Below are 23,709 nucleotides of genomic sequence, written 5' to 3'. Positions count from 1 at the left end.
GGGGTGCGGGGGCCCGGGTCGTGGGCCCTGTTCCGGCCCCGGCTGCGAGAATCGCGGTATGGACCGCCTCGACAGGGAAATCCTCGGCATCCTCCAGCAGGATGCGCGGATCTCCTACCGCGATCTCGGCGTCCGCGTCGGGCTCAGTGCCAACGCCACCGCCGACCGGGTGCGCCGGATGCGGCGGGACGGGGTGATCCGCGGGTTCACCGTCATCGTGGATCCGGCCGCCGACACCCGGGGCGGGCTCGTGGTCTTCATCGACCTCGTCCTGCGGCAGGACACGACCAACGAGGAGTTCGAGCAGCGGGTCGCCACCCTTCCCGGGATCACCGAAGTGGTGCACGTGACGGGGGAGTACGACTACCTCGTGCGGGCCCGGGCCGCCGATCCCGCCGCGCTCGACGCGCTGCTGCGCCGGCTCAAGCGGGAGGCCGGGGTGGCCCAGTCCAGTACCCGGATCGCGCTCCGGGCCGCCCACCGGCACGCAGGGTTCTAGAGCGCCGACTCCCACCTCAGCGTCGTCCCCCGTGTCCCCGCCTCCGTACGGCCGTCGTCCGTGACCGTCAGGCCGACCCGGGTCGGGGTCGCGTCCACCTCGACCTCGATCGAACCGACCTCCGAGCGCCGGTGGGCCGCGGCCAGGGCGCCGCGCAGGGCGGCGAGGAGGGCGCCCGCCACCGGCTCCGGGAGCAGGGTGTCCACCGCGCCCGTGAACTGCACCGAGGGCTGGAAGCCCAGCAGGGCCGCCGCCCCGCCCGTCTCCCGCAGGACCCGGCCCCGGAAGGCCGTCGGGGCGTCGGTCGGCGGTTGCTGGAGCGCGAAGATGGCGGTGCGGACCTCCTGGATGGTGGAGTCGAGTTCGTCCACAGCCCGGCCGAGTTCGTCGCCCACCGTGTCCCCGGACGGCGCGGACGCCGACCGCTTCTTCGTGCTCTCCAGCATCATCTCCGTCGCGAACAGCCGCTGGACCACCAGATCGTGCAGGTCCCGCGCAATCCGGTCGCGGTCCTCGTAGACGGCCAGCTGCTCCCGGTCGCGCTGCGCATCCGCCAGTACGAGGGCCAGCGCGGCCTGGGAGGCGAACTGCGAGGCCAGCAGCCGGTCCACGGCGTCGTACGGGCGCCCGCCCCGGGCGCGCGGCAGCGCGAGGGCGCCGATCAGCTGGCCGCCGCTCTGGAGGGGGAGCATCATGCTCGGGCCGAAACGTTCCCGCACATGCGTCGTCATCCGGGGGTCCGTGGCGCAGCCCTCGATGAAGACCGGTTCGCCGCCGAGGAGCTGTTCCAGGACCGCCGAACCCGGCGCGATGGCCGTGCCGACCAGGTCCCCCGGGTCCCCGTGCGTGGAGGCGGCCACGATCTCCATGCCGCCCTCCGGGGTCGGCTGGAGGACCACGCCGGCCGCCGCGTCCGCGAGCAGCCGGGCCCGTTCGGCCACGCACATCAGCGCGTCCGCGGCCGGCCGGCCCGCCAGCAGGGTCGTGGTGACTGCGGCGGCGCCCTCGATCCAGCCCTCCCGGCGGCGCGCCGTCTCGTACAGCCGCGCGTTGCCGATCGCTATCCCCGCCTGGGAGGCCAGGACCCGCACCAGTGCGAGGTCCTCGTCCGTGAACGGCCCGCCGCACCGCTTCTCGGTGAGGTAGAGGTTGCCGAAGACCTCCGTGTGGACCCGGATGGGGACACCGAGGAAGCTGCGCATGGGGGGATGGCCCGGCGGGAACCCCGCCGAGCGCGGATCCTTCGACAGGTCCTCCGGCTTCAGCGGGCGCGGACCGGTGATCAGCGCGCCGATCAGGCCCGAACGCCCGTCGGGCAGGCGGGGGATCGAGGCGCGCTCCGCCTCGCTCAGTCCCGTCGTGTACAGCCCGGTCAGCCGGAGGCGCTCGGGGTCGACGACCCCGAGCGCTCCGTACCGGGCCGCGCACAGCTCGGTCGCCGAGTCCACGATGTGCTGGAGGGTGGCCTGCAGCTCCAGTTGGGAGCCGACGCCGAGCACCGCCTCCAGGAGTACGGGCAGACTGGCCCGTCGCCCGGGACCGGCCGGCCCGGGCGCCGTGTCCGTCATTCGGTCAGAGGGTTGAGGACCATCGGGGCGATCTTCCCTTCGAGCATCATGCCGAGACCGAGCACGGCGCACACGTCCGGCCGTTCCGCGATGGCGACGGGCATGCCGGTGGCGTCGCGCAGCATCTGGTCCAGGCCCGGCAGCAGGGCGCTGCCTCCCACCATCATGATCCCCCGGTCCGTCAGGTCGGCGACCAGGTCCGGCGGGCAGTCCCGCAGCACCTTGCCGATGCCGTCGAGCACGGCGGTCAGCGGGGTGTGGATGGCGTCCCGCACGGCGGCGGTGTCCACGTGGACGGAGCGGGCCAGCCCGGTGGCCACGTCGCGGCCGTGGATGAGGGTGGAGGTGGGGCCGTCGGCGGTGATGCCGTTGCCGTGCAGGGCCACCTGGAGCGGCCGGACGGCCTGGCTGGGCAGCATCAGTTCGTGCGCGTGGCGCAGGTGCTGGACGACGGCGTGGTCGATGGCCTCGCCCCCGACCGGGATCCGCTGGGCGGTGACGATCGAGCCGAGGGAGAGGACGGCGATCTGGGTGGCGGCCGCCCCGCACACCATGATCATCGTCGCGATCGGCTGCTCCACGGGCAGGCCGCAGCCGACGGCCGCCGCGATCAGGGTGTCGACGAGTTCGACGCGCCGGGCCCCGAGCCCGACCATCGTCTCCACGGCGGCCCGCTGGGCGAGCGGGTCGGCGTCGTGCGGGGTGCAGGCGGCGGCCCGCAGCCGGGGCTTGCGGCGCAGGGCGCGCCGCAGCTTCTCGCCGAGCAGGTGGCGCAGCATCCGCTGGGCCATCTCGATGTCGACGACGGTGCCGCCGGAGACGGGGCGCACGACCCGGATGTAGTCGGGCGTACGGCCCGTCATCCGTTCGGCGAAGGTCCCGACCGCGATGAGTGCACCGGTGCGGGTGTTCACGGCGGCGACGCTGGGCTCGTCGACGACCAGGCCGGCGCCCTTGACGTACACCCGGGTCCTGGCGGCTCCCAGGTCGACGGCGACGTGGCAGCGGCGCAACTGCTCAAGACTGACGGTCACGGCAGATCCTCCCGAGAGAGCGCTGACGCAAGAAGACCGGCGGCTGCCGGTTGCACTTCATATCTTCTCGGGCGAATGGGCCATATCGCCCGTTGTGCTGCTCCGGCCGGGTGTGGCGCCGGGGGCGAGAGGTGCTGCACGGGGGTGGATTTCTGTACCGACAGGCAGCGCGATGCGCGCACCTTCCGCTTTACTCGCGCGTAACAAGGTAAGGGGGACCCCCTGCTGACGCCCCGCCAGAGACTGCTCGCGCTCCTGGCGCTCTGCCCGGCACTCCTCGCGCCCTTCCCGGCGCAGGCCGCCGCCGGTGTGCAGCCGCACAACCCAGTGGTCTTCGTCCACGGCTACAACGCCGATCCGGGCGTCTGGGGCGGCCTGCGCGAGGACCTGCGCGCCGCCGGGTACGCCGACTCGGACCTCTTCTCCTGGGGCTACGACACGCACCAGTCCGTCAACGAGGTGCTGGCCGGGCGGCTCGGCGCGTACGTCGACCAGGTCCGCCGGCAGACCGCGGCCGCCAGGGTCGACATCGTGGCGCACTCCTTCGGCTCGCTCGTCGGCCGCTGGTACGTGAAGTTGGGCCTGGGCCGGGACCCAGCCTGGACCTGGACCTAGGCCCGGCTCTGGACCTCGACCCCGTCGACCGACACCCGCTGGAGCAGGCCGTACGTGAACTCCGCCACGCACGGCCGCCCCTGCGCGGTGAACGCGAGGCGCCACCGGGTCGGCGCGGTGCCCTCCATGGGACGCACCGGGGCGAAGGCCCGCGCCACCTCGTCCACCGTGGCCGACCAGGGCCGCAGGTCCTCCGCAGCCTCCAGTACGGGCCCCCGCGCGCCCGGGGCCCGTACCAGCCACTCGTTCCACACCGCCCCGTCCGGCGCGGCCAGTACCTCGAAGCGCAGGTCCGGCCAGAGCGGCACCGGCCACAGCAGGGCCTCGCACTCCAGGTCGCCGATGGTGCGGGCGGCCGTGGACTGCGGCGGGCCCAGCACCGAGCGGTAGCGGGCCAGCGCCCCGCGCGAGCGGGGCGAGCGAACCATCGCCTGCCAGCGCTTGTTCGCCTCCCGCTGCTCGGCGAGCGAGGCGCCCAGCCGCTGCCGCGCCTCCTCGGCGAGGTCCGGCTGGAAGTCCGCCATCCGGCGCAGCAGCACCAGTTGGAAGGCGGCCGGACCGAACGGTCCCGAGGGTGCTGACGGAGTCATGGAAGCCACGATTCCACACAGGACCTTTACGAACCCGCGATACGGATGTTGCGCGGAACCACGTAGCGTGCGGACGTCATGGACTACTGCCACGCATGCCGGAGGCACCTCAACGGCGCTCTGGCGTGCGCCGGGTGCGGAACCCCGGTCGAGTACCTGCCGCCCGTCGCGCCCGGTGGCCCTGCCGTGCCCGCCGCCCCGTACGGCTCCGCGCCGCCGGAGCCCGCCGACCCGTTCGCGGACTCGATCGTCGTGCTGTCCGGAGCGCACCGGGGCCGGTCCGGTGCGCGGCGCCGCGCCACGCACCGCCGGCGCCGCCGGACCATGCTGACGGTCGGGCTGGGCCTGGCAGTCGCGGTCGGGGGCACGGTCGCGCTCGCCCGGATGGTCACGGAGGGGCAGAAGACCGACCGGGCCGCCGAGGTGGTGCTCACCGACGGGAACGGCCCGCAGGACCCGGCTCCGCTGCCGAGCGGCGACGGGGTTCCCGCCGCGCCTTCGGCGCTGAAGCCGGTGAAGGCCTCGGTGACCGCGAAGGCCGCCGCGGGCGGAACGCAGCCGGCCCAGCCCGGGGCGTCCGCCGAGGTGCCGTCGCAGCCGGGTCCGTCGTCGTCGGCCTCCGCACCGGGGAAGACGGGGCCGACGAAGGGTGCCACCGGGAAGGGGCCGTCCGTAAAGCCCGGTCAGTCGGGGAAGGCCTCCCCGAGCGCTTCCGGGACGGCGCAGCCGCCGTCTCCGGCGCCGAGCCCGAGCCCCACGCCGACCAAGGGCGGCTGCTGGTTCATCTTCTTCTGCTGAGCCGCCTGCGGCTCAGCCCAGCATCCGCTTGAGCAGGTCCCGCAGGACCGCCCGCTCGGCCGTGGACAGCCCGGCCAGCGGTTCGCGCGCGAAGTCCAGCGACTCGCGCAGCCGGTCCGCGGTCTGCAGGCCCTCCTCCGTCGGGGCGGCCAGCTTGACCCGGCGGTCGGCCGGGTCCGGCCTGCGCTCGACCAGGCCGCGCGACTCCAGCCGGTCCACGATGCCCGTGATGTTCGAGGGCTCGCACTTCAGCTGCTGCGCGATCCGGCGCATCGGCATCGGCTCCAGGGACAGCAGGTTCAGCACCCGGGCCTGGGCGCCGGTGAGCTGGTGGCTGGCTGCCGCGTGCTCGTACTCCTCGTGGTAGCGGGCCACGACGGTGCCGATGAGCTCGACAACCTCAAGGGTCAGGGGATCTACGCGACGACTGGGCATGGATCCAGCGTACCCATTTACTTGACAACATGAAATATCCAGGCGCATGGTTGTTTCAGTTACTGAAGTATTCGTCGATTCCTCGATTCGGGAGCGCCCATGTCTGAGATCCCTGCCGTCAGCCGCGAGTGGCACCTCGTCCGCCGCCCGCAGGGCTGGCCCGTAGCCGAGGACTTCGCCCTGCGCGAGGTCGAGGTCGCGGCCCCGGCCCCCGGCCGGATCCTGGTGCGCAACCTGCACATGTCCGTGGACCCCTACATGCGCGGCCGGATGAACGACGTGAAGTCGTACATCCCGCCCTTCCAGCTGGACAAGCCGATGGACGGCGGCGCGGTCGGCGAGATCGTGGCCTCCGCCGCCGAGGGCTTCGAGGTCGGCGACCACGTGCTGCACGGCCTGGGCTGGCGCGAGTGCGCCGACCTGGACGCCAAGCACGCCACCAAGGTCGACGCCTCGCTCGCACCGCTCTCCGCCTACCTCGGCGTGCTCGGCATGCCGGGCCTGACCGCCTACGCCGGCCTCTTCGAGGTGGCCTCCTTCAAGGAGGGCGACTCCGTCTTCGTCTCCGGCGCGGCGGGCGCGGTCGGCAGCCTCGTCGGCCAGTTCGCGAAGATCAAGGGCGCCTCTCGAGTGATCGGCTCGGCCGGCTCGGACGAGAAGGTGACGCTCCTCACGGAGAAGTACGGCTTCGACGCCGCCTTCAACTACAAGAACGGCCCCGTCGCCGAGCAGCTGAAGGAAGCCGCCCCCGAGGGCATCGACGTCTACTTCGACAACGTCGGCGGAGACCACCTCGAGGCCGCCATCTCCTCCCTGAACGTGCACGGCCGGGCCACCCTGTGCGGGGCGATCGCCCAGTACAACGCCACCGAGCCGACCCCCGGCCCGCGCAACCTGGCCCTGGTCATCGGCAAGCGGCTGCGCCTGCAGGGCGTGCTGGTCGGCGACCACGCCGGGCTCCAGCCGCAGTTCGTCCAGGACGTCGCCGGCTGGCTGCGTTCCGGTGAGCTCGTGGCCGACGAGACCGTGGTCGAGGGCGTGGAGAACGCGACCGAGGCCTTCCTCGGAATGCTGCGCGGCGACAACACCGGAAAGATGATCGTTTCTTTCACCGGCTAGGCTCACTGCACACCGTCGTGATCGTGGGCGCGAGTCACGGCGATTACCAGGAGGATCTCTTCTCATGTCCATCCAGCAGTCCGACGTCGTCTACACCGCTGTCGCCACCGCCGAGAACGGCCGTGACGGCCGCGTGGCCACCAACGACGGCCGGCTCGACGTCGTCGTGAACCCGCCGAAGGAGCTGGGCGGCAGCGGCGCCGGAACCAACCCGGAGCAGCTCTTCGCCGCCGGTTACAGCGCCTGCTTCCAGGGCGCCCTCGGTGTCGTCGCCCGCAACGAGAACGCCGACATCTCCGGCTCCACCGTCACCGCCGAGGTCGGCATCGGCAAGAACGACGACGGCTTCGGCATCATCGTCAAGATCTCCGCCGTGATCCCGAACGTGGACGCCGCCACCGCCAAGGACCTGATCGAGAAGGCCCACCAGGTCTGCCCGTACTCCAAGGCGACCCGCGGCAACATCACGGTCGAGCTCGCCGTCTGATCCGGCACGCGCTCCGCGCGAAGGCCGCACCCCGACCCCTGGGTGCGGCCTTCGCCGTGTGCCGTCCGCCCTAAACTTGCCCCCATGCGTGATCTTGCGGGGGGATTCGGCTACCTGCTGGCCGGACAGAGATGGGTGCTGCGGCACGGCCGCTGGCTGGGCTTCGGCCTGCTGCCGGGACTGGTCGCGCTGGTGCTGTACGCCGGCGCACTGGTCGGGCTCGGCTACGGCGCCGACGACCTGACGGCCTGGGCCACCCCCTTCGCCGACGGCTGGTCCGCGCCGTGGCTCGGGCTGTTCCGGGGCTTCCTCACCGCCCTGGTCTTCTGCCTCGGGCTCTTCGTCGCGGTGATCACCTTCACCGCCGTGACCCTGCTGATCGGCCAGCCGTTCTACGAGTCCCTCTCGGAGCAGGTCGACCGCAGCGAGGGCGGCCACGCCCCGGAGTCCGGGCTCCCGCTCTGGCGGGAGCTGTGGATCTCGGCCCGGGACAGCGTGAAGGTGCTCGTCCGGGTGCTGCTGTACGGGATCCTGCTCTTCGCGCTCGGGTTCATCCCGGTGATCGGGCAGACCGTCATCCCGGCGATCGGGTTCTGCGTGTCCGGGTTCTTCCTCGCCGAGGAGCTGACCGCCGTCGCGCTGCAGCGGCGCGAGGTGGAGCTCACCGACCGGCTCGCCCTGCTGCGGACACGGCGGATGCTGGTGCTCGGCTTCGGCGTCCCGCTGGTGCTGGCGTTCCTGGTGCCGCTGGTGGCGGTGTTCCTGATGCCGGGTGCGGTGGCCGGGGCGACGCTGATGGTCCGGGACCTGACCGGCGAGGACGAGGCTCCGGCGGCCGGGACCGACACGGAGAAGGACACCGCCACCGACGCGGGCACGCGGGCTCCGGCCGGGGGTGCCGCCGGGGGTTTCGGACCGCCGCCGCCCGCGTACTACGCGTAGACCGCCGCCCGATCCGCCGGCGCGTCTCGGAGAAGGTGCCCGCGGCCCGGCTGCGTGCGCCGGAGAGGGACGGCACGGTCCACCGCGAGGTCCGCGACGAGGGCCGCCGCGCGTGGCGTACGCGCTGACCCCGCCGGGCCGGGAGCTCAACGCGGCCCCGGAGGCCCTGGGCGCATGGGGAACCCGGCACCTTCTCCCCGAACCGGCTCCGCGGACGGTACGGCTAGCTAGGCCTGGGCGCGGGTTCCACCCACAGGGCCTCGCCGACCGCGCACAGATCGCCGTCGGCGGTGGCCAGGGCCGTGCCCACGCGGTACTTGCGGCCCTCGGTGCCGAGCAGCCAGGCGTACGAGACCAGGCCCGCGCCGACCCGCACGGGCCGCAGCAGCCGCGCGGTCAGGGCAGCCGTGACCGCACCGGCCCGCCGGTCGTCGAGCAGCCGGCCTGCCGCGTTGCCCGGGCAGTCCAGCGCGCCCCACACCAGCTCGGGCGGCAGCAGTCCGTCCGCGTCGCCGAGTTCGGGACCGGGGGTCCAGGCGGCGGCGACGAGCCCGGCGGCGGACACCCGACCGCAGTGCAGGCGCAGTCCGGTGGCGGGCGTGCGGTGCAGACCGCAGCCGAAGCAGTCGACCATTCCGTCCGGAGGAGCCGCCCGGTACGCGTCGGCCGCCGCCTGCGCCTGCTCCCAGGACGGCGGCTCGGCGGCCTCCACGGCCGGCTCGGCAGGGGTCGCCACCGCCAGCAGGAGCTCGCCGTCCAGCAGCTCGACGCCGCCGTCGGCGGTCGGGGCGAGCCGGACCGGGGCGTCCGTGGGCACCGGCCGGCGGAAGTCCACCCGTACGGTCTTCGCGGCCGCCCGCGTGGCCAGCACCCCGGCCACATAGCCGCCGAAGGCCACCCCGGGATATCCGCAGAGGTGAGCCGGAACCGTGATCGTCTCGAAGTCGGTCATGCCCGCCACCTCATCACACACGTCGCCTTCGTCACAGCGCGTCGGGCTCGCCACAGGCGTCGGGCCGCGGGACCGGCAACTATCGCGGTTGCCCGTTCGTCCTCCATCCTGGAGAGACGCGCACCGCGCGCAGGGGCTTCGGAGGTGGCCGGATGGCCGAACAGCCGTGGGGGCAGTCGTACCCGGTCCACCCGCAGCAGCAGTCGTACGGGCAGCCGTGGCAGCCCGTACACACCTCGCAGTCCGCGATGCGCGCCTCGCACACCGACCGCGACCGGACGGTGGACGTGCTCAAGGCCGCCTACGCGGAGGGCCGGCTCTCCCGCGAGGAGTACGGGCAGCGCTTCGACGCCGCGTACAAGGCACAGACGTACGGCCAGCTCGCGCAGCTGGTCGCGGACCTGCCGGCCGGGCCGATGGTGGCCCCGTTCGGCGCCGCGGCGGCGGCCCTGCCGCCCGCCTACGGGCCGATGCCGATGCCGTTGCCGATGCCCGTGCCGGCCCGCCCGGTCAACGGGATGGCGATCGCCGCGCTCGCGCTGGGCGTGCTCAGCCTGCCGACGCTCGGCGCCGCGGGCCTCGGCGCCGTGATCACCGGCCACATCGCCAAGGCGCAGATCCGCGCGCGCGGCGACGAGGGCGCCGCGCCCGCGACGATCGGCCTGGTGCTCGGCTGGCTGTCGTTGGGCGGCTGGGTGCTGCTCTTCGTGCTCGCCGGATTCGGGGCCCTCAACTGACACCCCGCCCGTTATAGGCGGCCCGATAGTATGCGTGGCGGCAAGAGCCGAGGCTGTCCCACACCGTCCTTGAGTCCGCCGCCCTCGTCCGGAGCATCGGACCTGCGGGCCCGGATCCGGGCAGTGGCTTGCCGAGAACGACGACCGGCCGTCGCGCCGAGTACCGACCAGCAGTAGGGACACCGTCAGTGACAGTCAGTACCGAGGGGTCGGCGGCCGTGCGCCCGGGTCCCCCGAGCGGACCGGCCGCACACGCCCTCAGCAGCTCGGAGTCCTCGGGTCCGGCCCCGCGGCGCGCACTGCGCTCCCGCGGCGGGCTCCTGTTGCTGGAAGCCGCCGTGGCGTTCGCCGCGGCGCTGGTCCTCCCGCTCCTGGCACGTGGTCTCAAGCTCAATCCGCTCAACCGGATCGCGCAGGTCAGCGGCCTGGCCGCGATCCAGCTGCGGTTCGCGCTGATCGGGCTGCTGTTCGTCGCCGCCGTGGTGCTGGCGATGCGGCTGCGCGGCGGCCGCCACTTCGATCTGGCCACCCGGATAGCCGCCGCGGCGGTCGCGGGCCTGGCCAGCGGTTTCGTCGCGGCGGGCGCGGTCGTCGCCCTGCTGGGCACGCCGTGGCCGATGTTCGGCCTCAACGGCGACAGCGGCCGGATCGTCGAATGGGCCCACGCCGTCGCGAACGGGCAGCCCTCGGGCTCGCCGGTCTATCCGCCGATGCCGCTGTACACCCTCGGCTACTACGCCGAGTGGTTCCACGGCGGCAACACCGCGTACGCCTTCAAGGACCTGCAGATCCTCGGTGCCGCCGCCTTCGGGCCGCTGGTCTACCTCGCCTGGCGGATGCTGCTGAGCCCGGTCCGGGCGCTCGCCTTCGGCGTCGTGCCCGCCTTCGCGCTGATCGACTCGTACAAGCCGTACAGCCAGACGGTGCTGGTGCTGCTGGTCCCGGTCCTGGTGGCGATGGTCGTGTCACTGCGGCGCAGCGGCACGGAGGGCTGGCGGCCGCTGCTCCTCAAGGGCGCCGGGTTCGGCGTACTGCTGGGCGTGCTGTTCCTCACGTACTCGGGCTGGTTCCTGTGGAGTGCGGCCGGCGTGCTGTTCGCCGCCCTGCTGTACTTCCCGTGGCGCACCGGCCGGCTCAAGGGCGCGGCCTTCATGGGCACCGCCCTGGCGGCCTTCCTCGTGGTGGCCGGGCGCTACCTGATGGTCATGCTGAAAGAGGGGCAGACCACCAAGGACTACAACTTCCGCTTCGACAACTTCACCGACCCGGCCTACTACCTGATGTGGCGCACGGACATGCCCGGCAAGGTGGGCGACTGGCCGCCGCCCGGGGAGTTCGGCGGGGTCGGGCTGTTCGCCCTGGTGACCTTCGTCTGCCTGGGCGCCGCGATCTGGCTGGGGCTGCGCAAGCCGCTGGTCGTCACCATCGCCGCGATGTTCATCAGCGCATGGGTGATGCGGATGTACATCGCCTCGCACATGTACGAGACGCAGACGGTCCAGCTGTACACGCGCACCGACAACCAGCTGCTGTACTGCGGTCTGATCCTGTGCGCACTGGTGGCGCACATGGTCTCGCTGAAGCTGGCCGAGCGGCGCACGGCGCCGGGCTTCCCCGGCCGCGAGGGCGCGGTGATCGGAACCCTCTGCGCCCTCCTGCTGCTCCTCGGCACGGTCTCCTCCTCGATGGCCGACCGGTACATGCCGGCCCAGGACGGCACCTACCGGATCCTGCCCTGGGTGTCGCACACCATCCGGCAGCAGGACGGAAAGTGCCCGAAGTTCGCGCCCAAGCACGAGTGCTCCAAGGACGGCGACCAGAGTTGGCTGAGCTACGTCCGATGATCAGAAGGAAGCGATGATCTCCGCACCGACGCGCCTGGCCGACTGGTCGGCCCGGACCCCCAAGCGGCTCTGGGCCATCGCCTTCGCGCTGTTCTTCACGCTCGCGGCCTCCTGGTCCGCAGCCAGCCCGCTCGGCGGCTCCCCCGACGAGCACGCCCACTTCATCCGCGCGGCCGCTGTCGCCCGGGGCCAGATCGGCGGCCCCGAGGTGATGGTTCCGCACAGGGTGGCGGGCATCGAGGGCAAGTTCGCCGAGACCGGGGTGCAGCTCCCCGAGTGGTACAAGCAGCTCCCCACGCAGCACGAGTGCTACGCGTGGCACGAGGACAAGCCCGCCTCCTGCGCCCCCAGGATCGGGCACTCCGAGGAGACCGTCCAGGTCACCACCGCGGCCGGCCGCTACCACCCGGCCTACTACCTGGCGACCGGCTGGCCGAGCCTGCTGGTCAAGGGCCCGCACGGGCTGTACCTGATGCGGCTGATGTCGGCCGCGCTCTGCTCGGCGCTGCTGGCCAGTGCCGTCGTCACGGCCGCCGAGTGGCGGCGCCGGCGCTCGCTGGCGGTGCTCGGCGTGTTCACCGCGGCCACGCCGATGGCCCTGTACATGGCCGGCATGGTCAACCCCAGCGGTGGTGAGATCGCCGCCGGCATCCTCGTGTGGACCGCCCTGCTGTCGATCCTGATGTCGCCCGATCCGCGGTTGCTGAACCGGCGGCTGGCCCGGGTCGGCATCGGCGGGCTGGTGCTGATCAACATCCGCCCGCTCGGACTGATCTGGTTCGCCGGGGCGGTCTTCTTCGGCCTGCTGCTCGCGCACCGCGGCGTACTGCGTTCGGTGCTGCGCCGCAAGGCCCTGTGGGTCTGGACGGCGCTGCTCGGCGCGGCCACGGCCGGCGCGCTGCTGTGGGCCGGGCAGCACCCCGACCACTCGGTGATCAACACGCCCAAGACGCTCACCGCCAAGGAGGCCGCCCGGCAGACCTTCGGCAACACCGAGACGTACGTGCACCAGATGCTCGGCTACTTCGGCTGGCTGGACACTCCGGCGCCGGCCTTCACCTGGCTGGTCTGGCTGGGGGTGATCGCGGTGGTCACGGCGCTGGGCCTGGCGTACGGCCGGGGGCGCGAGGCGGTGGCGCTGATCGGCATGCTGGTGGCGATCGTGGTGGTGCCGGTGGCCGCGCAGGCCTCCCAGGCGGAGCAGCTCGGCATGGTCTGGCAGGGCCGCTACCTGCTGCCGTTCGCCGTGGGCCTGCCGCTGATGGCGGTGCTGATCTGCGCGAGCCGGGCGCCCGAGCAGGGTTTCCCGTGGCGCAGGCTGGTCGGCTTCGGCGCGGCCGGGCTCGCGCTGGCGAACGCGGCGGCGTTCTTCTGGGCGCTACGGCGCTTCGCGGTCGGAACCAGCGGCCCCTGGGTGCCGTTCTCGGCCCACTGGGTCCCGCCCGGCGGCTGGGTGCTGTGGACCGGCGTCTACACGGCGGCGGCGTTCGCCCTGGTGCTGCCGGCGCTGATGCGGGACCGCGAGCCCGTTCCGGGGGACGATCCGGCGGAGCGGGACGGCGGCGTGCGCTCCGGTCGGCACTCGAAGGTGCCGGCGATCGGCTGACCCCGATCGACCCCCGGGTGACGGTCGGCCGTCGGGCTGCCGGGCCGTCGGGCCGTCAGGCGCCGACCTCGGCCGTCACCACGGAGGGCGTACGGTCGTCCGCCTCGGCCAGCAGTGCGCCGCCCGGAGCCCAGAGCGCGGCACCGCCGCAGCCGGTCCACGGGCCCGCCGGACCGACGTGGTTGCCGAGGACGACGTACAGCCCGTGCTCCCGGGCGATCCCGGGGTACACGGTGGCCCGCTCCCGGATCCCGTCGCCCGTCCCGTACAGGGAGCTCGCCAGGTGGACCCGGCAGCCGTCCGCCGCCGCGCGGCCGGTGAGCTGCGGGAAGTGGTTGTCGTAGCAGACGCCGAGGGAGAAGCGGATCCCGCCGAGTTCGAAGCGGCCCTGGCTCTCGCCGGCCGCGAAGACGCCCTGCTCGTGCCCGTACAGGTGCTGCTTGGCGTACGTCGTCACGTGCCGGCCGTCCGGCCCGTAGACCAGGGTCGCGATGGCGGGCAGCGGGCCGGTGGTGCGCAGCGCGACATTGACCGCGACGGCGATGCCGGCGGACCGCAGCGGATCCAGGCGGGGGTCGTCGGCATCCGCCATCCACAGGCCGGGGTCGGCGTCCATGGCCTCCAGCTCGTAGCCGGTGAGCGTGAACTCGGGGAACACCACGAGCTCGGCGCCCTGCTCCCGGGCCTCGGCGGCGAGCGCGACGCTCCGCTCCGTGTTGGCGGGTATCCCGGCCGGGATGCAGGTGAGCTGGGCTGCGGCGATCTTCACGACCCCAGCATGCCAGCCCGGCCGCGGATCCGGCCGCGGGGGCCGACGTGCGGGCCGACGCGGGGGGTCGACGGGGGAGCGCGGCGGAGTGATGCTGTAACGGACCGCGTGTTCACCGCAGTTGACGGAGGATCGGCTGATGCCCGACTGGATCCACCCGGTCCTCGCCGGCGCCTTCCTGGTCGTGTCGTACGGCGTGGTCCGCACGAGCGGCGTCGGGCTGCGGGTGGTGGTGCTCCTCATGGCCCTCCTGAACGCGGGCGTGCTGTGGCTGCTCGCGGCCACCGGGCCGCCCTGGGCCGTGGTTGCGGTCGCCCTCGTGTCCCTGGCGGCCGCGGTCCACAGCCTGCACGCGGCGATGCGGACCCTGGCGGCCCGGATCCAGCGGGTCGACACCGACGCCTTCCGGGGTCTGGTCCGGCAGGCCGCGAACGCCACCGGCCCCCAGGTCATGGGCGTGTGCGTGGTGTTCGGCGGCTCGCTCGTCCTCACCGCCTTCGCCGACGCCGCCCACCCGGAGGGCCGGCAGTTCCACGTGCCGCCCGGAGCGGACTGCCCGTTCTGCCTGGTGGAGGACCAGATCCGGGATTTCCTCGGCCCCGCGGACCCGCTGCTCGGCGCGTACCGCACCCACCTGAAGGCGGGCAGCAGCCGCCACCTCCTGGTCAAGCGGCGCTCGGAGCGGGAGCCCTGGACGGGACGCCTGCGCGACCGGGTCTACTACCGGGTCCCCGTCCCGGCCCGGCGCCCGCCCTGCGCCGTCCACGACCCGCTGCTGGGCCGGCCCTGAGGGAGCCCTTGAGCCGTTCTCACCCCGCTTCCGGCCCCCGCAGCAGCGTCACCTCCCCGACGGCGCTCGCCGCCTCCTGGGACCCCGCGCTCGCCCGCCGCGCCGGCCGCCTCCGCCCTGCCGCTGGACGCCGCCCCCAGCCGCACCGTCGCCCTGACCGGAGCCGCCGCCCGCGCCGCCGACACCGCCGTCGTGGTCGTCGCCACCACCGAGCGCGTGGAGTCCGAGGGCTTCGACCGGCGGGACCTCGCACTGCCGGGCCGCCAGGACGACCTCGTGCGCGCCGTCGCCGCCGCCAACCCCAGCACCGTGGTCGTCGTCAACGCCGGCTCCCCGGTGGAGCTGCCGTGGCGGGACAAGGTGGCGGCCGTACTCCTGACCTGGTTCCCCGGGCAGGAGGGCGGGGCCGCGCTGGCCGACGTACTCCTCGGGCACGCGGAGCCGGGCGGGCGGCTTCCCACCACCTAGCCGGCCCGCCGCTGGCGGCGGATCGGCGGCGCGTACGAGGTCCGCGCGAGCCACGCCCACGGCGACACCCGGCTCACGGCGACCCTGGAGGTCTGGGGCGCCGCGCCGAGTGGCCGGAAACCACCCGTGAACCGGACCGGGGGCGGGCCCTGACACTCTTCCAGCTACCGCTGGGAGGTACCCCCCAAGCCTCCGGTCCCCGGCCGGTCCGTCAGCGCGGCGGCTCGGCCGCCGTCACCTGGCGGTGCGCCAGCTCCGCGAGCCGCGCCTGTCCGTCCTTGCCCGGGTGGAACCAGTCCCAGTGGCTCAACTGGTCTGCGGCGAAGGGGTACTGGAACACCGCACCGCCGTCGTAGCGGCACAGCGCGTCTTTCGCGCAGACCTCGCGGAGCACCTCGTTGTACTCGACGACCCGCGCCCGCACCTGCTCGCGCCGGGCCGTCGCCCCGGCCGCCGCCGACAGCGGATCCGCCAGCATCGACTGACAGATCCCCAGCTTCCAGATCTGCCGCACCATCGGGCTGTCCTTGCCCTGCTCCCACAGCCGCTGCAGGTCCGGCACGCTGGAGACGTACACCTGGGAGGCCGGGGAAGCCGCCCGCAGACCGGCGAGGGCCTTCTCGAACCCGGCCCGGAAATCCGCCACCGGCGTCATCGACGAAGCCGACGGGCGGCAGGCGTCGTTCGAGCCCACCATCACCGTGACCAGGTCGGGCTTGTGCTCCGCGGCCGAAGCCAGCTGCCCCGCCAGGTCCGCCATCCGCGAGCCCGTCACCGCGTAGTTCCAGCTGCGCGCGGGCGCTTCGGCCTCCCCGAGCAGCCGGGTGGCGAGGGAGTGGACGGCGGGGTCGTTTCCGGTGGCCCAGGAGACCTCCGGGCAGTCCGCCAGCACCGAACAGGCGTCGAAACCCCGCGTGATGGAGTCGCCGACGGCGGCGATCGACGCGGGCGCGGTGTTCCAGCGCGGCCCGGCCTGCGCGCCCCGCTCACCCTCCGTGGCCGACCCGTCCGACTGACACCCGCTCAGCGCCCCGGCCAGGACGGCCATCGCCGCCGCCGCGCCCCCGAGAGTCCGACGCGCGCGGCGGCGCATGGCGGTGGTGCGCATCGGGTGGTTCCCCTCCTCGTCGCCCCACGTCCTCCGGGGCGTCCTGCTGAGTGAATGCTCTGGGTTTGGCGGCCTCGGACCGACCGTACGTCACACCATGACCCCTGGCGCACGGTAGCTTTTTCCCGTGGCGTTTCGGCCGCAGGTCCCGTAGCGCAATGTCAAATAATTTCCGTTAGATTACATCACGTCACATACTGTCCGTTTTCTGGAGTTTATTCCCGACCTCGTCCCACACTGGAGGTCCCGGTGACGACACGTGGAGTTCTGTACGTGCATTCCGCACCGCGCGCGCTCTGCCCGCACGTGGAGTGGGCTGTTGCGGGCGTGCTCGGGGTGCGGGTGAACCTCGACTGGATCAGGCAGCCCGCCTCCCCCGGCACCTGGAGAGCCGAGTTCTCCTGGCAGGCCGAGGCCGGCACCGCGTCGAAGCTCGCCTCCGCGCTGCGCGGCTGGCACCTGCTGCGCTTCGAGGTGACCGCGGAACCCTGCCCGACCGCCGAGGGCGAGCGCTACAGCTCCACCCCGGAGCTCGGTATCTTCCACGCCGTCACCGGCATGCACGGCGACATCCTGATCCCCGAGGACCGGCTGCGCGCCGCCCTCGCCCGGTCCGCGCGGGGCGAGACCGACCTGGAGGCGGAGATCGCGAAACTGCTCGGCAAGCCCTGGGACGACGAGCTGGAGCCCTTCCGCTACGCGGGCGAGGGCGCCCCGGTCCGCTGGCTCCACCAAGTGGTCTGAGCGCGCATGCATGCGGAAGGCCCACCCGGATTCACCGGGTGGGCCTTCCGCATGCGGGTGCCGGTCAGACGGTACGGAACGCCAGGGTGACGTTGTGGCCGCCGAAGCCGAACGAGTTGTTGATCGCGGAGATCGGGCCGTCGGCCGGCAGCTTGCGCGGCTCGCCGACGACGATGTCCGCGTCGATGTCCTCGTCGAGCTCGTCGACGTTGATGGTCGCCGGGGCGATCCGGTGGTACAGCGCGAGCACGGTCGCGACGGTCTCGATACCGCCGGCGCCGCCCAGCAGGTGACCGGTCATCGACTTGGTCGCGGAGATCGCGATGTGGTCGAGGTCGTCGCCCAGGACCTTGCGCAGGGCCTTCAGCTCGGCCGTGTCACCCTGCGGGGTCGACGTGGCGTGCGCGTTCAGGTGGACCAGCTCGGCCGGGTCGAGACCCGTGTTGTCCAGCAGGTTCTGCACCGCGGCCGCGACACCGCGGCCGGTCGGCTCCGGCTGCGCGATGTGGTGGCTGTCCGCGGACAGGCCCTGGCCCAGCACCTCGCAGTACACCCGGGCGCCGCGCGCGGCGGCGTGCTCGGCGGACTCCAGGATGACGACGCCCGCGCCCTCGCCGAGGACGAAGCCGTCGCGGGCCTTGTCGTACGGGCGGGAGGCCTGCTGGGGGTTCTCGTTGTTCTTGGACATCGCCATCATGTTGGCGAACGCGGCGATCGGCAGCGGGTGGATCGCCGCCTCGGTGCCGCCGGCGACGACCACGTCGGCGCGGCCGGTACGGATCATCTCGACGGCGTAGCCGATGGCCTCGGCGCCCGAGGCGCACGCGCTGACCGGAGTGTGCACGCCCGCCTGGGCGTTGACCTCCAGGCCGACGTTGGCCGAAGGGCCGTTCGGCATGAGCATGGGGACGGTGTGCGGGGAGACCCGGCGCACACCCTTTTCCTTCAGTACGTCGTACTGGTCGAGCAGGGTGGTGACGCCGCCGATACCGGAGGCGATCACGGTGCCCAGGCGCTCGGGCGCGATGGCCGCGTCCTCGCCCGCCGGGGCGGTGTAGCCGGCGTCGGCCCAGGCCTCGCGGGCGGCGATGACGGCGAACTGGGCCGAGCGGTCCAGCTTGCGGGCCAGCGGGCGCGGCAGGACCTCACTCGGGTCCACGGCTACGGGTGCGGCGATACGGACCGGGAGTTCGGCGAAGCGCTCGCCCTCGAGGGGCTTGACGCCGGAACGACCGGCGAGCAGACCTTCCCAGGTCGAAGCGCTGTCGCCACCCAGCGGAGTGGTTGCGCCGATACCGGTGACGACCACGGTGCGATTGGTCGGGCTCACAGGAATTCTTTCTCCACGTCTCAGGGGGTGCTGAATTGTCACGGCGCCACCGCCGGGTGGCGACAAACGCTCGTCAGGCTCAGGCCTGGTGCTTCAGGATGTAGTCGGCGGCGTCGCCGACCGTCTTGAGGTTCTTGACGTCCTCGTCCGGGATCTTGACCTCGAAGCGCTCTTCGGCGGCGACGACGACCTCGACCATGGAGAGCGAGTCGACGTCCAGGTCGTCGGTGAAGGACTTCTCGATCTTCACGTCCTCGACCGGGATACCGGCGATCTCGTTCACGATTTCCGCGAGACCCTCGACGATCTCTTCCTGCGTGGCGGCCATGTGGCGCTCCTTCTATAGCTAACTGGGGTGAAACAGGGCGGGATGTGGATCCCGGGCCCTAGGGGAGGGTAACGACCGTCGCGGCGTAGACGAGTCCCGCCCCGAAGCCGATGACGAGCGCGGTGTCGCCGCTCTTCGCCGCTCCGGTCGCCAGGAGCCGCTCCATTGCGAGCGGGATCGAGGCGGCCGACGTGTTGCCGGTGGTCTCCACGTCACGGGCGACCGTGACGTGCTCCGGCAGCTTCAGAGTCTTCACCATCGAGTCGATGATCCGCATGTTTGCCTGGTGCGGGATGAAGACGTCCAGGTCCTCCGCGGTGATCCCGGCCGCGTCGAGCGCCTGCTGGGCCACCTTGGCCATCTCGAAGACGGCCCAGCGGAAGACCGCCTGACCCTCCTGCGTGATGGCCGGGAACTTCTCGCCGCCGTCCTTGCCGAGGTACTCGTCCCACGGCACGGTCTGCTTGATCGTCTCGGACTTGTCGCCCTCCGAACCCCACACCGTGGGGCCTATGGCCGGCTCGTCCGAGGGGCCGACGATCACGGCGCCGGCGCCGTCGCCGAACAGGAAGGCCGTCGCGCGGTCCTCCAGGTCGGTCAGGTCCGACAGCCGCTCCACGCCGATGACGAGGACGTACTGGGCGGAACCTTCCACCACCAGGCCCTTGGCGAGCGTCAGGCCGTAGCCGAAGCCGGCGCAGCCCGCGGAGATGTCGAACGCGGCGGGCTTGACCGCTCCGACCCGGTGTGCGATCTCGGTCGCGACAGCCGGGGTCTGCTTGAAGTGCGAGACCGTCGAGACGATCACGGCACCGATCTGCTCCGGCGAAATGCCCGCATCGGCCAGCGCCTTGCCGGAGGCCTCCACCGACATCGCGGCGACGGTCTCCTGGGGCGAGGCCCAGTGCCGGGTCGCGATACCGGAGCGGGAGCGGATCCACTCGTCCGACGAGTCGATCGTCTCGAGGATGACCTCGTTGGAGACCACGCGGGTCGGGCGGTAGCCGCCGACGCCGAGGATGCGGGCGTACGGGGAACCCTTGGCAGGCTTGATCTTCGACATGCTGTGTGGGCTCCTTCTCTCAGGCCGCGTGCTCGGCAATGAGCGCCGCGGCCTTGTCGAGATCGTCCGGGGTCTTCAGGGCCACGTTCGGCACGCCCTTGAGCGCACGCTTGGCCAGACCCGTCAGAGTGCCACCCGGGCTGAGCTCGATGATCCCGGTGACGCCCAACTCGCGGAACGTCTCCATGCACAGGTCCCAGCGGACCGGGTTGGCGACCTGGCCGACCAGGCGGGCGACGACGTCGGCGCCCGTGGCGACGACGAGGCCGTCCTTGTTCGAGACGTACGTCAGCTCGGGGTCGGCCGGAGTGAGGGCCTGCGCGGCCTTCTCCAGCGTGGCGACCGCAGGAGCCATGTGGTGCGTGTGGAAGGCGCCCGCGACCTTGAGGGCGACGACCTTCATGGAGCCCTCGGGCTTGTCGGCCACCAGGGCCTCGATCTGCTCGACCGTGCCCGCGGCCGCGATCTGGCCGGCACCGTTGATGTTGGCCGGGGTCAGCCCCAGCTTCTCCAGGTGCGCGACGACCACGTCCTGATCGCCACCGAGCACCGCGGCCATGCCCGTCTCGGTGACGGCGGCGGCCTCGGCCATGGCCAGACCGCGGGTCCGTACGAACGACAGCGCGTCCGCGTCGGACAGCACACCGGCGTACGCGGCGGCGGTGATCTCGCCGACGCTGTGGCCCGCGACGGCACCGAAGGCCGTACGTGAACCCAGGGCGGAGGCGGACAGCAGACCGGCGGCCACCAGCAGCGGCTGGGCCACCGCCGTGTCGCGGATCTCGTCCGCGTCGGCCTTCGTGCCGTAGTGGGCAAGGTCGAGCCCGATGGCGTCCGACCACACGGCGACGCGGTCAGCGGCGCCGGGAAGTTCGAGCCAGGGAGTCAGGAAGCCGGGCGTCTGTGCGCCTTGGCCGGGAGCGACGAGTACGAGCACCCTCACACTCTCTCTTGTGGATGGTCCCCGCCGCCCGTGGGGACAGGGACGAAGAACCGTCGGGCTAATTGTTGATGTCCGACAAAAGTCTAGGACTGCTGATCGCCGTCGGCCAGACGCCCGAGGATCAAGGCGATCCGCAGCGTGAACGCCGAGCGGACATCGGACGGTGACCAGCCGGTGACGTCGGTCACACGTCGGAGCCGGTAGCGCACCGTGTTCGGGTGCACGAACAACATCCGCGCCGCCCCTTCCAGGCTGCTCGCCTGCTCCAGATACACGCTCAGCGTCTCCAGCAGCGCCGACCCCGCCTCTTCCAGCGGTCTGTAGATCTCCTCCACCAACTGCTCCCTCGCGGAGGGATCCGAGGCGATCGCGCGCTCGGGCAGGAGATCGTCCGCCAACACCGGCCGCGGGGCGTCCTGCCAGGCCGTACACGCCTTCAGCCCGGCCGCCGCGGCCTGCGCGGACTTGGTGGCGTTCAGCAGATCCGGAACCACCGGACCGGCCACCACCGCCCCCGCCGCGAACGGCCCGATCAGCGACTTCGCCACCTGGATCGGATTGTCGCTGCCGCCCGCGATCACGACCAGGCGGTCACCGAGCACGCCCGTCAGGACCTGCAGCTTGTGGTGCCGGGCCGCGCGCCGGATCGCCTCGACCGTCAGCTCGCTGTCGCCCTCCGGCGCGGTGCCGAGCACCACGCACACGTGCTCCGGCGAGTTCCAGCCCAGCGCCGCGGCCCGCGACAGCGCGCCCTCGTCGGCCTCGCCGGACAGCACCGCGTTCACGACGAGGGACTCCAGCCGGGCGTCCCACGCCCCCCGCGCCTCGGCGGCCTGCGCGTACACCTGGGCCGTCGCGAACGCGATCTCCCGGGCGTACACCAGCAGCGCCTCGCGCAGGATCGACTCGTCGCCCGGGGCCGCGACCTCCTCGATCGCGGCCTCCATGACCTCGATCGTCGTGCGGACCATCTCCACCGTCTGGCGCAGGGTGATCGCCCGGGTCAGCTCGCGCGGAGCCGTCCCGAAGACGTCCGTCGAGATCGCCTGCGGGGTCTCCGGGTGCCGGAACCACTCCGTGAACGCGGCGATACCGGCCTGCGCGACCAGGCCGATCCAGGACCGGTTCTCCGGGGGCATCGCCCGGTACCACGGCAGGGTCTCGTCCATGCGGGCGATCGCGTTGGCGGCGAGCCTGCCGGAGGACTTCTCCAGCCGGCGCAGCGTCGCGGCGTGCGGATGGGCGGGAGCGGGATGCGCGGGGGAATGCTCACGTTCGGGTTGGGGCACGGGACAAGACTGCCTTATCGGGACGGCGGCGCGGAGTCCGGTCCCACGACGGCCTCCCGCCGGGGGCTACGGTGACCCCCATGATTGACGTACGCCGCGGGGCCGACCGGTACGGGGGCGGAGATCCGGGCGCCGGGATCACCACGCTGCACGCCTTCTCCTTCGGCCGGTTCTACGACCCGGACAACCTGCGCTTCGGCCCGGTCCTGGCCTGCAACGAGGAGACCCTCGCCCCGGGCGCCGGCTTCGACGAGCACCCGCACAGCCACACCGAGATCGTGACGTGGGTCGTCGAGGGCGAGCTCACCCACAAGGGCAGTACCGGCGAGAGCACCCTGGTCGGGCCCGGCGACGTGCAGCACCTCGGCGCCGGATCCGGCGCCCGGCACATCGAGCGCAACGACGCCGCGGTGCCGCTGCGCTTCGTGCAGATGTGGCTCGCGCCCCTTGCCTCGGGCGGGGAGCCCTCGTACACGCTCGTCCGCGGGATCGCCGACGCCGCCCCGTACGAGGTCCCCGCGGCCGGCGCCGTCCTGCACGTACGCAGGCCCGGCGCGGGGGAGCGGGTCGCCGTACCGGCGGCGGAGCGGGTCTACCTGCACGTGGTACGCGGGGACCTGCGCCTGGACGGGGAGGAGCTCGGACCCGGGGACGCGGCGCGGATCACCGGCGAAACGGACCTGGAGATCGTCGCCGGGTCCCCGGGGGAGCTGCTGATCTGGGAGCTGCCCTAGGGGGTGTCCGGCCCTGATCCGCCGGACACCCCCTAGCCGCTCGGCTGCCGTGGCCGCTCGGCTGCCGTGGCCGACCGGCTGCCGCGGCCGAGCGGCGGTCAGCGGCCGGCGAGCTCGGCGAGGACCGCGTCGGTGAACGGAGGCCAGGCTTCCACGGCCCACGGGCCGAACGCGCGGTCGGCCAGCGCCACACACGCGGCGCGCGCGTCCGGGTCCACCCACAGGAAGGTGCCGGCCTGCCCGAAGTGGCCGAACGTGCGCGGCGAGGACGAGGCGCCCGTCCAGTGCGGGGCCTTGCCGTCGCGGATCTCCAGGCCGAGCCCCCAGTCGTTGGGGGACTGGATCCCGTACCCCGGGAGCACGCCCTTGAGGCCCGGGTGGACCACCGAGGTGGCCTCCGCGACCGTACGCACGTCGAGCAGCCGGGGCGCCTGGAGCTCCGCGGCGAAGCGGACGAGGTCGGAGACGGTCGACACGCCGTCCTTGGCGGGCGAGCCCTCCAGCGTGGTCGACGCCATGCCGAGCGGCTCGAACACCGCCTGGTGCAGGTACTCCGCGAAAGGGATGCCGGTGGCCTTGGTGATGTGGTCGCCCAGCACCTCGAAACCGGCGTTCGAGTACAGCCGCCGCGTACCGGGCGCCGCCATCGCGCGGTGCTCGTCGAAGGCCAGCCCGCTGGTGTGCGCGAGCAGGTGACGGACCGTCGAACCCTCGGGCCCGGCCGGCTCGTCCAGCTCGATCGCCCCCTCCTCGTACGCGACGAGCGCGGCGTACGCGGCGAGCGGCTTGGTCACCGACGCCAGCGGGAAGCGGTGGCCGACGGGCCCGTGGGAGCCGGCCAGGCTCCCGTCGGCGCGTACGACGGCCGCCGCGGCGGTCGGTACCGGCCAGTTCTCGATGATCCGCAGGCTCTGCAG

At 72.8% G+C, this 23,709-nt stretch carries 25 protein-coding genes and 1 pseudogene; 13 read left to right on the top strand and 13 right to left on the bottom strand.

The window, feature by feature from the left end; genetic code table 11:
* The first annotated feature begins 58 nt into the window (after positions 1 to 58).
* Positions 59 to 499: an Lrp/AsnC family transcriptional regulator gene (locus AB0I68_RS34480; RefSeq protein ID WP_363181338.1), complete on the top strand. Its 441-nt coding sequence runs from the start codon at positions 59 to 61 to the stop codon at positions 497 to 499.
* Here AB0I68_RS34480 and AB0I68_RS34475 read toward each other — a convergent pair.
* Both AB0I68_RS34475 and AB0I68_RS34470 read right to left on the bottom strand, forming a co-directional pair.
* A complete protein-coding gene (locus tag AB0I68_RS34475) occupies positions 496 to 2,067 on the bottom strand; it encodes a GAF domain-containing protein (protein ID WP_363181337.1) in 1,572 nt (523 codons plus the stop codon). The genes AB0I68_RS34480 and AB0I68_RS34475 overlap by 4 nt on opposite strands.
* Positions 2,064 to 3,101, bottom strand: coding sequence for a rod shape-determining protein (locus AB0I68_RS34470; protein ID WP_363181336.1), 1,038 nt, complete (start codon positions 3,099 to 3,101; stop codon positions 2,064 to 2,066). Before AB0I68_RS34470 ends, AB0I68_RS34475 begins: the two co-directional genes overlap by 4 nt.
* A gap of 309 nt (positions 3,102 to 3,410) precedes the next feature.
* Here AB0I68_RS34470 and AB0I68_RS34465 point away from each other — a divergent pair, with 309 nt between their 5' ends.
* Complete coding sequence (locus tag AB0I68_RS34465) at positions 3,411 to 3,716, top strand: hypothetical protein (RefSeq protein WP_363181335.1); 306 nt, start codon at positions 3,411 to 3,413, stop codon at positions 3,714 to 3,716.
* On the opposite strand, the gene AB0I68_RS34460 is transcribed toward AB0I68_RS34465, so the two are convergent.
* Positions 3,713 to 4,306: a hypothetical protein gene (locus AB0I68_RS34460; protein ID WP_363181334.1), complete on the bottom strand. Its 594-nt coding sequence runs from the start codon at positions 4,304 to 4,306 to the stop codon at positions 3,713 to 3,715. The two genes, AB0I68_RS34465 and AB0I68_RS34460, sit on opposite strands and share 4 nt — an antisense overlap.
* Positions 4,307 to 4,384: 78 nt before the next feature.
* On the opposite strand from AB0I68_RS34460, the gene AB0I68_RS34455 reads away from it, so the two are divergent.
* Positions 4,385 to 5,104: a hypothetical protein gene (locus tag AB0I68_RS34455; protein ID WP_363181333.1), complete on the top strand. Its 720-nt coding sequence runs from the start codon at positions 4,385 to 4,387 to the stop codon at positions 5,102 to 5,104.
* Positions 5,105 to 5,116: 12 nt separating this feature from the next.
* Here the strand turns inward: AB0I68_RS34455 and AB0I68_RS34450 are convergent, their stop codons facing one another.
* A complete protein-coding gene (locus AB0I68_RS34450; RefSeq protein ID WP_363181332.1) occupies positions 5,117 to 5,539 on the bottom strand; it encodes a MarR family transcriptional regulator in 423 nt (140 codons plus the stop codon).
* Positions 5,540 to 5,638: 99 nt separating this feature from the next.
* Here AB0I68_RS34450 and AB0I68_RS34445 point away from each other — a divergent pair, with 99 nt between their 5' ends.
* From AB0I68_RS34445 to AB0I68_RS34435, 3 genes are all read left to right on the top strand, one after another.
* Positions 5,639 to 6,658, top strand: coding sequence for an NADP-dependent oxidoreductase (locus AB0I68_RS34445; RefSeq protein ID WP_363181331.1), 1,020 nt, complete (start codon positions 5,639 to 5,641; stop codon positions 6,656 to 6,658).
* A gap of 64 nt (positions 6,659 to 6,722) precedes the next feature.
* Positions 6,723 to 7,145, top strand: coding sequence for an organic hydroperoxide resistance protein (locus AB0I68_RS34440; protein ID WP_363181330.1), 423 nt, complete (start codon positions 6,723 to 6,725; stop codon positions 7,143 to 7,145).
* 84 nt (positions 7,146 to 7,229) lie between these two features.
* Positions 7,230 to 8,087: an EI24 domain-containing protein gene (locus AB0I68_RS34435; protein WP_363181329.1), complete on the top strand. Its 858-nt coding sequence runs from the start codon at positions 7,230 to 7,232 to the stop codon at positions 8,085 to 8,087.
* Between the two features lie 223 nt (positions 8,088 to 8,310).
* Here AB0I68_RS34435 and AB0I68_RS34430 read toward each other — a convergent pair whose 3' ends face one another.
* Positions 8,311 to 9,039: a hotdog fold domain-containing protein gene (locus AB0I68_RS34430; RefSeq protein WP_363181328.1), complete on the bottom strand. Its 729-nt coding sequence runs from the start codon at positions 9,037 to 9,039 to the stop codon at positions 8,311 to 8,313.
* Positions 9,040 to 9,191: 152 nt separating this feature from the next.
* Here AB0I68_RS34430 and AB0I68_RS34425 point away from each other — a divergent pair, with 152 nt between their 5' ends.
* From AB0I68_RS34425 to AB0I68_RS34415, 3 genes are all read left to right on the top strand, one after another.
* A complete protein-coding gene (locus AB0I68_RS34425) occupies positions 9,192 to 9,776 on the top strand; it encodes a DUF1707 and DUF4190 domain-containing protein (RefSeq protein ID WP_363181327.1) in 585 nt (194 codons plus the stop codon).
* Positions 9,777 to 9,964: 188 nt separating this feature from the next.
* Positions 9,965 to 11,620 carry a hypothetical protein gene (locus tag AB0I68_RS34420; protein WP_363181326.1) on the top strand — a complete coding sequence of 552 codons (1,656 nt, stop codon included), beginning with the start codon at positions 9,965 to 9,967 and terminating at the stop codon, positions 11,618 to 11,620.
* 13 nt (positions 11,621 to 11,633) lie between these two features.
* Positions 11,634 to 13,226, top strand: coding sequence for a DUF2142 domain-containing protein (locus AB0I68_RS34415; RefSeq protein WP_363181324.1), 1,593 nt, complete (start codon positions 11,634 to 11,636; stop codon positions 13,224 to 13,226).
* 55 nt (positions 13,227 to 13,281) lie between these two features.
* On the opposite strand, the gene AB0I68_RS34410 is transcribed toward AB0I68_RS34415, so the two are convergent.
* Positions 13,282 to 13,995 carry a carbon-nitrogen hydrolase family protein gene (locus AB0I68_RS34410; protein ID WP_363181323.1) on the bottom strand — a complete coding sequence of 238 codons (714 nt, stop codon included), beginning with the start codon at positions 13,993 to 13,995 and terminating at the stop codon, positions 13,282 to 13,284.
* Between the two features lie 139 nt (positions 13,996 to 14,134).
* Here AB0I68_RS34410 and AB0I68_RS34405 point away from each other — a divergent pair, with 139 nt between their 5' ends.
* Both AB0I68_RS34405 and AB0I68_RS34400 read left to right on the top strand, forming a co-directional pair.
* Positions 14,135 to 14,785 carry a hypothetical protein gene (locus tag AB0I68_RS34405; RefSeq protein WP_363181322.1) on the top strand — a complete coding sequence of 217 codons (651 nt, stop codon included), beginning with the start codon at positions 14,135 to 14,137 and terminating at the stop codon, positions 14,783 to 14,785.
* A gap of 162 nt (positions 14,786 to 14,947) precedes the next feature.
* A pseudogene (locus tag AB0I68_RS34400) lies at positions 14,948 to 15,250 on the top strand (glycoside hydrolase family 3 C-terminal domain-containing protein); the annotation flags it as partial.
* A 214-nt stretch (positions 15,251 to 15,464) separates the two neighbouring features.
* Here AB0I68_RS34400 and AB0I68_RS34395 read toward each other — a convergent pair.
* Positions 15,465 to 16,361 carry an SGNH/GDSL hydrolase family protein gene (locus tag AB0I68_RS34395; RefSeq protein ID WP_363181321.1) on the bottom strand — a complete coding sequence of 299 codons (897 nt, stop codon included), beginning with the start codon at positions 16,359 to 16,361 and terminating at the stop codon, positions 15,465 to 15,467.
* A 249-nt stretch (positions 16,362 to 16,610) separates the two neighbouring features.
* On the opposite strand from AB0I68_RS34395, the gene AB0I68_RS34390 reads away from it, so the two are divergent.
* Positions 16,611 to 17,105 carry a DUF3145 domain-containing protein gene (locus AB0I68_RS34390; protein ID WP_030160508.1) on the top strand — a complete coding sequence of 165 codons (495 nt, stop codon included), beginning with the start codon at positions 16,611 to 16,613 and terminating at the stop codon, positions 17,103 to 17,105.
* Positions 17,106 to 17,169: 64 nt separating this feature from the next.
* Here AB0I68_RS34390 and fabF read toward each other — a convergent pair whose 3' ends face one another.
* The 5 genes from fabF to AB0I68_RS34365 all read right to left on the bottom strand — a co-directional run bounded on the left by fabF (position 17,170) and on the right by AB0I68_RS34365 (position 22,058).
* Entirely contained in the window at positions 17,170 to 18,435 is a 1,266-nt protein-coding gene (fabF, locus tag AB0I68_RS34385) for a beta-ketoacyl-ACP synthase II (protein ID WP_363181320.1), read from the bottom strand.
* Positions 18,436 to 18,514: 79 nt separating this feature from the next.
* Complete coding sequence (locus tag AB0I68_RS34380; protein WP_363181319.1) at positions 18,515 to 18,763, bottom strand: acyl carrier protein; 249 nt, start codon at positions 18,761 to 18,763, stop codon at positions 18,515 to 18,517.
* A 58-nt stretch (positions 18,764 to 18,821) separates the two neighbouring features.
* Positions 18,822 to 19,826 carry a ketoacyl-ACP synthase III gene (locus AB0I68_RS34375; protein ID WP_363181318.1) on the bottom strand — a complete coding sequence of 335 codons (1,005 nt, stop codon included), beginning with the start codon at positions 19,824 to 19,826 and terminating at the stop codon, positions 18,822 to 18,824.
* A gap of 19 nt (positions 19,827 to 19,845) precedes the next feature.
* The gene (locus AB0I68_RS34370; protein WP_363181317.1) at positions 19,846 to 20,763 is read right to left on the bottom strand and encodes an ACP S-malonyltransferase; all 918 of its coding nucleotides are present in this window, start codon (positions 20,761 to 20,763) and stop codon (positions 19,846 to 19,848) included.
* An 89-nt stretch (positions 20,764 to 20,852) separates the two neighbouring features.
* Positions 20,853 to 22,058, bottom strand: coding sequence for a helix-turn-helix domain-containing protein (locus tag AB0I68_RS34365; protein WP_363181316.1), 1,206 nt, complete (start codon positions 22,056 to 22,058; stop codon positions 20,853 to 20,855).
* Between the two features lie 80 nt (positions 22,059 to 22,138).
* On the opposite strand from AB0I68_RS34365, the gene AB0I68_RS34360 reads away from it, so the two are divergent.
* A complete protein-coding gene (locus AB0I68_RS34360; protein WP_363181315.1) occupies positions 22,139 to 22,792 on the top strand; it encodes a pirin family protein in 654 nt (217 codons plus the stop codon).
* Positions 22,793 to 22,890: 98 nt separating this feature from the next.
* Here the strand turns inward: AB0I68_RS34360 and AB0I68_RS34355 are convergent, their stop codons facing one another.
* A complete protein-coding gene (locus AB0I68_RS34355) occupies positions 22,891 to 23,709 on the bottom strand; it encodes a serine hydrolase domain-containing protein (RefSeq protein ID WP_363181350.1) in 819 nt (272 codons plus the stop codon).

Origin of the sequence: Streptomyces sp. NPDC050448, assembly GCF_040655295.1 — a bacterium.
In the GTDB taxonomy this organism is placed as follows: Bacteria; Actinomycetota; Actinomycetes; order Streptomycetales; family Streptomycetaceae; genus Streptomyces.
Note: the sequence above shows the minus strand (reverse complement) of the source record. Positions and strands in the feature narration are given on the sequence as shown.